This is a genomic window from Phenylobacterium sp., assembly GCF_031412415.1.
GTDB lineage: Bacteria > Pseudomonadota > Alphaproteobacteria > Caulobacterales > Caulobacteraceae > Phenylobacterium.
The window spans coordinates 1-9279 of record NZ_JANOCX010000404.1; the positions used below are offsets into that span (position 1 = coordinate 1).

General features: G+C 67.9%; 9 protein-coding genes. 2 read left to right on the forward strand and 7 right to left on the reverse strand.

Features of this window, described 5'->3' with window-relative positions; translation table 11 throughout:
* The 6 genes from RMO04_RS18945 to RMO04_RS18970 form a co-directional block, all read right to left on the reverse strand.
* The coding region (locus RMO04_RS18945; RefSeq protein ID WP_309646325.1) for a dihydropteroate synthase at positions 1-1242 on the reverse strand (1242 nt) is incomplete at its 3' end.
* A 58-nt stretch (positions 1243-1300) separates the two neighbouring features.
* The gene (locus tag RMO04_RS18950; RefSeq protein WP_309646326.1) at positions 1301-2362 is read right to left on the reverse strand and encodes a homocysteine S-methyltransferase family protein; all 1062 of its coding nucleotides are present in this window, start codon (positions 2360-2362) and stop codon (positions 1301-1303) included.
* Positions 2359-3216: a subclass B3 metallo-beta-lactamase gene (gene bla / locus RMO04_RS18955; protein WP_309646327.1), complete on the reverse strand. Its 858-nt coding sequence runs from the start codon at positions 3214-3216 to the stop codon at positions 2359-2361. Before bla ends, RMO04_RS18950 begins: the two co-directional genes overlap by 4 nt.
* Positions 3213-4136: a methylenetetrahydrofolate reductase [NAD(P)H] gene (gene metF / locus RMO04_RS18960; protein WP_309646328.1), complete on the reverse strand. Its 924-nt coding sequence runs from the start codon at positions 4134-4136 to the stop codon at positions 3213-3215. Before metF ends, bla begins: the two co-directional genes overlap by 4 nt.
* On the reverse strand, positions 4133-5104 hold the full coding sequence (locus tag RMO04_RS18965; RefSeq protein WP_309646329.1) for a metalloregulator ArsR/SmtB family transcription factor: 972 nt from the start codon (positions 5102-5104) through the stop codon (positions 4133-4135). Before RMO04_RS18965 ends, metF begins: the two co-directional genes overlap by 4 nt.
* A gap of 88 nt (positions 5105-5192) precedes the next feature.
* Positions 5193-6128 (reverse strand): 2-hydroxyacid dehydrogenase, encoded by a 936-nt coding sequence (locus RMO04_RS18970; protein WP_309646330.1) that lies wholly within the window; start codon positions 6126-6128, stop codon positions 5193-5195.
* Positions 6129-6320: 192 nt separating this feature from the next.
* On the opposite strand from RMO04_RS18970, the gene RMO04_RS18975 reads away from it, so the two are divergent.
* Both RMO04_RS18975 and ygiD read left to right on the forward strand, forming a co-directional pair.
* The gene (locus RMO04_RS18975; protein WP_309646331.1) at positions 6321-7562 is read left to right on the forward strand and encodes an MFS transporter; all 1242 of its coding nucleotides are present in this window, start codon (positions 6321-6323) and stop codon (positions 7560-7562) included.
* 31 nt (positions 7563-7593) lie between these two features.
* On the forward strand, positions 7594-8385 hold the full coding sequence (gene ygiD, locus RMO04_RS18980; protein WP_309646332.1) for a 4,5-DOPA dioxygenase extradiol: 792 nt from the start codon (positions 7594-7596) through the stop codon (positions 8383-8385).
* A gap of 12 nt (positions 8386-8397) precedes the next feature.
* Here the strand turns inward: ygiD and RMO04_RS18985 are convergent.
* The coding region (locus RMO04_RS18985) for an ATP-binding cassette domain-containing protein (RefSeq protein WP_309646333.1) at positions 8398-9279 on the reverse strand (882 nt) is incomplete at its 5' end.

The following is a 9279-nucleotide window of genomic DNA, read 5'->3' on the forward strand; positions in this document are numbered from 1 at the left end:
GTCGTGGACGTCGCCCTTGACGGTGGCCATCAGGATCTTGCCCGCCGCCTCGCGCGGCTTGCCCTCCTTCTCGGCCTCCATGAACGGCATGAGATAGGCCACGGCCTGCTTCATCACCCGGGCCGACTTCACGACCTGGGGCAGGAACATCTTGCCCGAGCCGAACAGATCGCCGACCACGTTCATCCCGTCCATCAACGGGCCATCGATGACGTGCAGCGGGCGTTCGGCCTGGCTGCGCGCCTCCTCGGTATCGGCCTCGATATAGTCGGTGACGCCGTTGACCAGGGCGTGGGTGATCCGGGCCTGGACGTCGCCTTCGCGCCAGGTCAGGTCGGGGCCCTTCTGCACGGACTTGCCGCCCTTGTACTTGGGGGCCAGCTCCACCAGGCGTTCGGTGTTGGTCAGCTTGGCGTCGCGCTGGGGCCGGTTGAGGATCACGTCCTCGACGGCCTCGCGCAGTTCGGCGGGGATGTCGTCATAGACCGGCAGGTCGCCGGCGTTGACGATGCCCATGTCCATGCCCGCGGCGATGGCGTGGTACAGGAACACCGAGTGGATCGCCCGGCGGACCGGCTCATTGCCCCTGAATGAGAACGAGACGTTGGAGACGCCGCCCGAGATCCGCGCGTAGGGCAGGGTCTGCTTGATGACCCGGACGGCCTCGATGAAGTCGACCGCGTAGTTGTCGTGCTCCTCGATCCCCGTCGCCACGGCGAAGATGTTGGGGTCGAAGATGATGTCTTCCGGCGGGAAGCCGACCTGGTCCACCAGGATCCGGTAGGCCCGCTCGCAGATCTCGATCTTGCGCTTGGCGGTGTCGGCCTGGCCGACCTCGTCGAAGGCCATGATCACGACGGCGGCGCCGTACCTGAGGCAAGCCTGGGCCTGCTCGATGAACTTGGCCTCGCCTTCCTTCATGGAGATGGAATTGACGATGGCCTTGCCCTGCACGCACTTCAGCCCCGCCTCGATCACCTCCCACTTGGAAGAGTCGATCATCACCGGCACCCGCGCGATGTCCGGCTCGGCGGCGATGAGGTTGAGGAAGGTCCGCATGGCGTGGACGGAGTCCAGCAGACCCTCATCCATGTTGATATCGATTATCGATGCGCCCGCATCAACCTGCTGCCGCGCGACGCTCAGGGCCTCTGGATAGTTTCCCTCGGCCACAAGCTTCCGGAACTTGGCCGATCCAGTGACGTTGGTTCGTTCCCCGACATTGATGAAGATGGGTCTCATTTGAATCCATTCAGCCCCGCTGGCGCGGGGTTCTTAGCCTAGATCGGCGCCGTTTTGGTCAGGCGAGTTCGAAGGGTTCCAGTCCGGCCAGCCGCATGGCGGTCGGACGCTCCGGGATCTGACGGGGACGCACGCCTTTGACCGCGTCGGCCACGTGGCGGATGTGGTCGGGCGTGGTGCCGCAGCAGCCGCCGAGGATGTTGACCAGCCCGCGCTCGGCCCATTCATGGAGCTCATGCGCCGTCTGGTGAGGCTCTTCGTCGTACTCGCCCATGGCGTTGGGCAGGCCGGCGTTCGGATAGGCCGAGATCAGGGTATCGGCGACCCGCGACAGCTCGGCGATGTGGGGCCGCATCAGGTCGGCGCCAAGCGCACAGTTCAGCCCGATGGCGAAGGGCTTGGCGTGCTTCACCGAGTTCCAGAAGGCCTCCACGGTCTGGCCCGACAGAGTGCGGCCTGATCGGTCTGTGATGGTGCCCGAGATCCAGATCGGCAGGGGCTCATAGCCCTCATCCTGCAGGTCGAGGATCGCCTTGATCGCGGCCTTGCAGTTGAGCGTGTCGGTGATGGTCTCGATCAGGAACAGGTCGACCCCGCCGTCGTGCAGGGCGATCATCTGCTCGCGGTAGGCGGTGTAGACCACGTCGAACGTCACCAGCCGCGCGCCCGGGTCGTTCACGTCCGAGGACATCGACAGCATCTTGGGCAGCGGCCCGATGGAGCCGGCCACGAAGCGCGGCTTGTGCGGCTCGTTCTCGCTCCAGCGGTCGGCGACCTCGCGGGCGATCTTCGCGCCCTGGAAGTTGATGTCGTAGACCGCCTCGCCGCACTCGTAGTCGGCCTGGGCGATGGTGGTGCCGGAGAAGGTGTTGGTCTCGGAGATGTCGGCGCCAGCGGCGTAGTACTGGTCGTGCAGGTCGGCGATGATGTTGGGCCGGGTGATGCACAGCAGATCGTTGTTGCCCTTGAGCTCGGAGTTGTGGCCCGCGAACCGCTCGCCGCGATAGTCGGCCTCCACCAGCCCGCGCTTCTGGATCATCACCCCCCACGACCCGTCCAGGATCAGCACGCGCTCCCTGGAGATCGACTTCAGCTTCTCGATGCGGTCTTGTCGGGTCATTTCGCGGCCTCTTGCTGCCTGGCGAGCTGCGCCTTGAAGTCGGTCTCGGACGCGGCGACGACGCGGGCCAATTCGGTTGGATCTACGAAGGGGTTGGCCTTGCCCGGCCCCATGGCCACGCGCTTGGCCGCCATGCCGAACTGCTCGCCGTGCGGAGCGAGGAAGATGTCGGCCTTCATCGCCTTCAGCTTTGCGAAGCTGCGCGGGTAGTCCGCCGCGATGCCCGGGTACTGCGGACCCCGCGTCTTTGAGACCAGCCGGTTGGCCGCCACCGAGGTGCTGCAATAGAGCAGGGCCTGACGCACGACGCTTCCGACCTTCACCGGGAAGGTCCAGGTGGTGCAGCCGGCAGTATGGCCGGGCGTCAGGTGCGCGGTCAGGACGACGCCGCCCAGGCCGACCTTGTCGCCGTCCTTCAGCACCCGATCCACCTTTACCGGGGGAAAGTCGAAAGCGGTGACCTCTTCCGAACCAGGGTACTTCCCCGTCTCGAGCGCCACGCGGTCCTGGGCGCTGGCCGCGAGGCTGGCGCCGGCGTCGCGCTTCAGTTCGGCCAGGCCGCCGGAATGGTCGAAGTGGGCGTGGGTGTTCAACAGCACCTTCACGTCGCCGACCTTGAAGCCCAGCTTGGCGATGTTGGCCTCGATGGGCTTGGCGCTGGACGGCAGGGCGCCGTCGATCAGGATGTGACCCTTGGGCGTGGTGATCAGGAAGGCCGAGAGCCCCTCCGTCCCCACGTAGTAGAGGTTGTCGGCGATTGCGAACGGCTCGGTCGCGCGCGTCCACGATGGCGGCGTCTGGGCGGAAGCCGTCGTCGCCACGGCCGCGAGCGCCAGTGAAATCAGGGCCTTCATGCCGCCTGCTCCGTCGGGACTTCACGAACGCCCAGCACCCGGCAGATCGCATAGACCAGATCGGCCCTGTTCAACGTGTAGAAGTGGAGGTCGGAATAGCCCTCCTCGACCAGACGAGCGCACATCTCGGTGGCGACCGAAGCGGCGATCAGCTTCCGCGTCTCCGGGTCCTTGTCCAGGCCCTCGAACAGGTTGCCCAGCCAGCCCGGCAGGGGAATGCCGCATGGGGCCGCCATCCTCTTGAGGCCCTTGAAGTTCGACACCGGCATGATCCCCGGCGAGATCGGTATGGTGATGCCGGCCTTCCTCACCTTGTCGGTGAAGAACAGGAAGGCGTCGATGTCGTAGAAAAACTGGGTGATGGCCCGGGTCGCGCCGGCGTCGACCTTGGCTTTCAGGACGTCGATGTCGTGATCCAGCGACGGGCTCTCGGGATGCTTCTGCGGGTAGAGGCTGACGCTCACCTCGAACGGCGCCACCGACTTGATCCCCGCGGTCAACTCCGTGGCGTTGAGATAGCCGTCGGCGCGGGGTTGATAGACCCCACCCAGTGAGCCTGGCGGATCGCCGCGCAGGGCCACGATGTGGCGGATGCCGGCGTCCCAATAGTCCTGCACCACCTCGTCGACCTGCGCCTTGGAGGCGTCCACGCAGGTCAGGTGCGCCGCCGGTCGTAGGGTCGTCTCCTTCAGCATCCGAACCACCGTCCGGTGGGTGCGCTCCCGCGTCGATCCGCCCGCGCCATAGGTGACCGAGACGAACGACGGGTTCAGGGGCTCGAGACGACGAATCGCCTCCCACAGGCTCTCTTCAGCCTCAGGTGTCTTGGGAGGCGAGAACTCGAACGACACCGAGGGGCGCGACGCGGTTCCCGCGCCGGCGCGGGCGACGGGGCCGAGCGCGGTTTCATGCGGGCTCATGCGGCGCTCCTTTGGGACTGACGGCCGCGCTCGGCGACCCAGATCTTGACCGTGAGCCCGTCGGCGCGCGCCGGCGGCAGGGCGGTGGCCCGGACCTTGGATAGGCCGGTCTCATTCAACCAGCGCTCCATCTCCGGCTCCGAGAAGCCGAGCCGGCGATGCTGGTGCTGCTCGCGCAGGAACTCCAGCGTGTGGGGCGCGAAGTCGACGATCAGCAGGCGGCCGCCCTCGGCCACCAGGCGCCCAGCCTCACGCACCGCCGCCGCGGGGTCAGCCAGGTAGTGCAGGACCTGATGAACCACGACCAGATCGGCGCTCTGGCCCGGCAGCCGAGTGCCGAAGATATCGCCGTGGCGCAGTTCGCAGCGCTCCAGGCCCGCCTCCGCCACGTGATTGCGCGCCACGTTCAGCATCTGCTGGGAGAGATCGAGACCCAGCGCCGCCTCGGCCTGGGGGGCGAGCAGGGTCAGCATGCGACCCGTGCCCGAGCCCAGGTCCACCAGCCGTTTGAACGGCCCGGGACCCGCCGCCTGAAGGATTGCCTCCTCGACGGCGGTTTCGGAAACATAGAGCGAGCGGATTTCATCCCAGCGCGCGGCGTTGCGAGCGAAGTACTCCCCAGCCTCGGCGGAGCGTTCGCCCCGCACTGACTGCAGGCGCTCGGCGTCGCGGGCCAGGCCCAGGTCGTCGGGGTCGATGAGAGCCAAGGCTTCGTCGACCAGCCGTCGGCCGTCGCCGCCGGTCACCAGGCGATAGAAGACCCAGGCTCCGTCCGGGAAACGCTCGACGAGGCCGGCCTCGGCCAGCAACTTCAGATGTCGGGAAACCCGCGGTTGGCTCTGATCGAGAACCCGGCAAAGCTCCAGAACCGCCAATTCCTCGCGAGCCAGCAGCGCGAGAATACGCAGGCGCGTCGGCTCCCCTGCCGCGCGCAACACCTCGACCGCCTGGATCGTTGAGAGAGTCATGACGACATAAAGATATCCTTATGTCTTTATGTCAAGTTAAGGCGACCCAACCAGATGCATTCTAGCACAATCGATTGCTGAAAGGTTTTCAGCCCGAGACGGGGCTCATCAAGGGCTCTCCGGCCAGGAACAGCCGAACGTTTTCCAGCGCCTGGGCCACCATGCGTGGAATGGAATCGACCGTGCCGCCCGCGCTGTGCGGGGTCAGCACCACGTTGGGCACATCGGCCCAGCGCTCGGGCGGGGTCGGCTCGGTCTCGAACACGTCCAGACCCGCGCGGCCCAGGCGTCCGTCCTTCAACGCGGCGATCAGGGCGTCCTCGTCGACGATCGAGCCGCGCGCCACATTGACGATCATGCCGCGTGGCCCCACCGCCTCGATGATCGCGCGGTCGACCAGGCGACGGTTGGTCTCGTCGGCCCGGCTGGCGATCACCAGGATGTCGCTGGCGTCGGCCAGCGCCAGCAGGCTGTCGGCGCGAGGCCAGGAGGCGCCGGGCTTTTCGCGCGGCCCCCACCAGGCGATCTCCATCCCGAAGGCCTGGGCGCGAACCGCCACCGCCTCGCCGATGGCCCCCAGGCCCATGATCCCCAGCTTGCGGCCGCGCAATCCGGCCCGAGGTCCCATGCGGTCGCCGTCGCGCCAGCCGCCGCCGCGGACCACGCCGTCGCCGATCACGATGTTGCGCCAGCCGCCGATCAACAGACCCAAGGCATGGTCGGCCACGTCGTCGGCGTTCAGGCCCTTGGCGTGGGTGACCTCCAGCCCCGCCGCCCGCGCGGCGGGCACATTCACGCCATCGTAGCCGACGCTGACGCAGGCGATGAGGCCGAGCCTGGGCAGGCTCGCCAGGAAGGCCGGTTCCAGGGCGACCTCGCCCGCGTGGACGATGGCGCGGGCCTGGGCGGCCTGGTCGGGCGTCAGGTCCCAGCGACGCCCCACCTCGTAGCCCTGGGCCTCCAACGCCGCTTGCATCGGCGCGAGCATCTGGTGGGACAGCAGGACCACGGGCTTGACGGACATCGAGGCATCTCCAGGTGATCGGCGAGCCATAGCCAAGGCTGGACCCGGCGTCATGCGCCTTGACTTGGCTGCGCCACATCTGGCCTTAGGGTGAAGGTGGGCCCGCGAGGCGGCGAACAAATATCGCGCCCATTGACACCCCTCGCGCCGCCAGCGCGCGAGCGCCCATGACCGCCTGCACGGACCCTTTCCATGACTTCTACCGACGCCCTTTGGCGCGACCGCGATTTCACGCGGCTTTGGGCGGCCCAGGCGGTTTCAGCCTTCGGCACCCGCATCACCCGCGAAGGCCTGCCGATCATGGCGGTGGTCACGCTGGGCGCGAGCGCCGCCACACTCGGCGCGCTGGCCGCCACGGCCAGCGCGGCGGCGGTGTTCGCAGGACTGGCGGGCGGCGGCTACGTCGACCGCCTCCGGCGCCGGCCGCTGCTGATCGCGACCGATCTGATCCGCGCCGCGGTGCTGATCGCCATTCCTCTCGCGGCCCTGTTCGGGGTGCTGACGCTGGCCCAGATCCTGGCCGCCGCCGCCGTCGTGGCCGCCGCCAGCGTCATCTTCGACATCGCCAGCCACGCCTACCTGCCGGGCCTGATCGGACGCGCCGCACTCACCGACGGCAATTCGAAGCTGGCCTCCACCGAGGCGGTCGCCGAGGTGGGCGGTCCGGCCCTGGCGGGGATGCTGTTCCAGTGGTTGACCGCGCCGATCGCCGTGGCCGTCAACGCCGCGACATATCTCGCTTCGGCGAGCCTTCTCGCCTTGATCCGCGCGCCCGAACCGGTCCCCGCCCCCCAGCCGCCCGCCCCCTGGCTGACCGAGATCACCCAGGGGTTCCGTCTGGCCTGGGCGGAGTCGCGGGTGCGCGCCCTGATGCTGATGGGGATCGCGCAGGGATTGTTCGGCGGCGTTTTCGCCGCGCTCTACGTGCTGTTCGCGCTGCGTACGCTCGACCTGCCGACCTCGATCCTGGGCATGGCCATCGCGGCCGGGGGCGTGGGAGCGCTGGCCGGGGCCTGGCTTGGTCCATGGCTGGGCAGACGGCTGGGCGTCGGCCCGGCGATCCTGCTGGCGATCCTCGGCGCCGGCCTCTCGGCCATGTGCATCCCGCTGGCGCCCGCCGACCGACTAGGGGCCAGCATCGTGATGATCGCGACCCAGGTCACCGGCGACGCCTTCGCCGTGTCTGCCGGCGTGCTCACCGCCACGCTACGCCAGACCCTGATGCCGCAGCAGGTGCTGGGCCGCGTCGCCGGCGCGTTCCACGCCTCGGCCGGCGGGGTGGCGATCCTGGGCGCCCTGGGCGGCGGCGCGCTAGGCGGGCTGATCGGCCCGCGCCTGGCGCTGTTCGTGGCGGCGGTCGGTTTCCTCAGCATCCCGCTCATCGGCGCCCTCTCGCCCCTGCGCCAGGTCCGCGAGATGCCGCGGGGCGATTGAACTCGGCCGTTGGCAGCACGATCTGATGACCATGAACGAGCCCACCCCACGCATGCCCGCCATCTTCGTCGGCCATGGCAGCCCGATGGAAGCGCTTGGCGGCGTCTATGCCGACACCTGGCGCGCCCTGGGCGCGCGCTTGCCGCGCCCGAGGGCGATCCTCTGCGTGTCCGCGCACTGGTACGTCGAGGAGACCGCCGTCACGGCCATGAGCACGCCGCGCACGATCCACGACTTCGGCGGCTTCCCGCAGGCGCTCTACGAGATGTCGTATCCGGCCCCCGGCGACCCCGGCCTGGCGCGTCGCATTGCTGACATTCTGGCGCCGGTGCCGGTTCGGCAGGATCAGGAGTGGGGTCTGGACCACGGAGCCTGGTCAGTGCTGGTCCACATGTTTCCCGACGCCGACGTTCCGGTGCTGCAACTGGCCATCGACCAGCGCCAACCGCCGGCCTTTCACTATGAGCTTGGCCGTCGGCTCGCGACGCTGCGCTCTGAGGGCGTGCTGATCCTCGGCTCGGGCGACTGGGTGCACAATCTGCGCGTAGCGATCCGCGCCCAAGGCGCCACGCCCTTCGATTGGGCCGAGCGCTTCAACGACACGGTGAAGGCGCTCATCGTCGCCCACGACCACGGCCCGCTGATCGACTGGGTCGTCCTTGGCCAGGACGCCGCGCTCTCCGTCCCGACAGACGAGCACTACCTGCCCTTGCTCTACGTTCTAGGCGCACAGCAAGACGGCGATGAGGTCGCCTTCTTCAACGACGCCATCGAGCTGGCCGCGATCAGCATGACCGGCGTGACGATCGGGCGGGCGGCCTAGAGCCGCCCCACCCTACCGCGTGAACTTGTGGAACTTGATCCGGTGGGGGATCAGGCTGTCGGCGCCTAGGCGGCGCTTCTTGTCCTCTTCATAGGCCTCGAAGTTGCCCTCGAACCATTCCACGTGGCTGTCGCCTTCGAACGCCAGGATGTGGGTGCACAGCCGGTCCAGGAACCAGCGGTCATGGCTGATCACCACCGCGCAGCCGGCGAACTCCTCCAGCGCCTCTTCCAGGTTCTGCAGGGTCTCGATGTCCAGGTCGTTGGTCGGTTCGTCGAGCAGGATCAGGTTGCCGCCGGTGGTGAGCGTCTTGGCTAGGTGGACGCGGTTGCGCTCACCGCCCGAGAGCTGGCCGACCTTCTTCTGCTGGTCCCCGCCCTTGAAGTTGAACGAACCCACATAGGAGCGCGTGTTGATCTCGCGCTTGCCCACGGTGAGGATGTCCAGGCCCTGGGAGACCTCCTGCCAGATGGTCTTGGTGGGATCGAGCGCGTCGCGGCTCTGGTCCACATAGGCGAGCTTCACCGTCTCGCCGACTCGGAAGGTCCCGCCGTCAGGGGTTTCCTGGCCGGTGATGATCTTGAACAGGGTCGACTTGCCGGCGCCGTTCGGACCGATCACGCCGACGATGCCGTTCGGCGGCAGTTTGAAGGTCAGGCCGTCGAACAGCAGCTTGTCGCCATATGATTTGTTGAGGTTCTCGACCTCCAGCACGACATTGCCGAGGCGCGGGCCGGGCGGGATCTGGATCACAGCATGGGTCTGGGCGCCGCGCATGCTTTCCTGCTCGTCGACCATCCGCTCATAGGCGGCCAGACGGGCCTTGGACTTGGCCTGGCGGGCCTTGGCACCCGACCGAACCCATTCCAGTTCGCGGGTGAGCGCGCGCTGGCG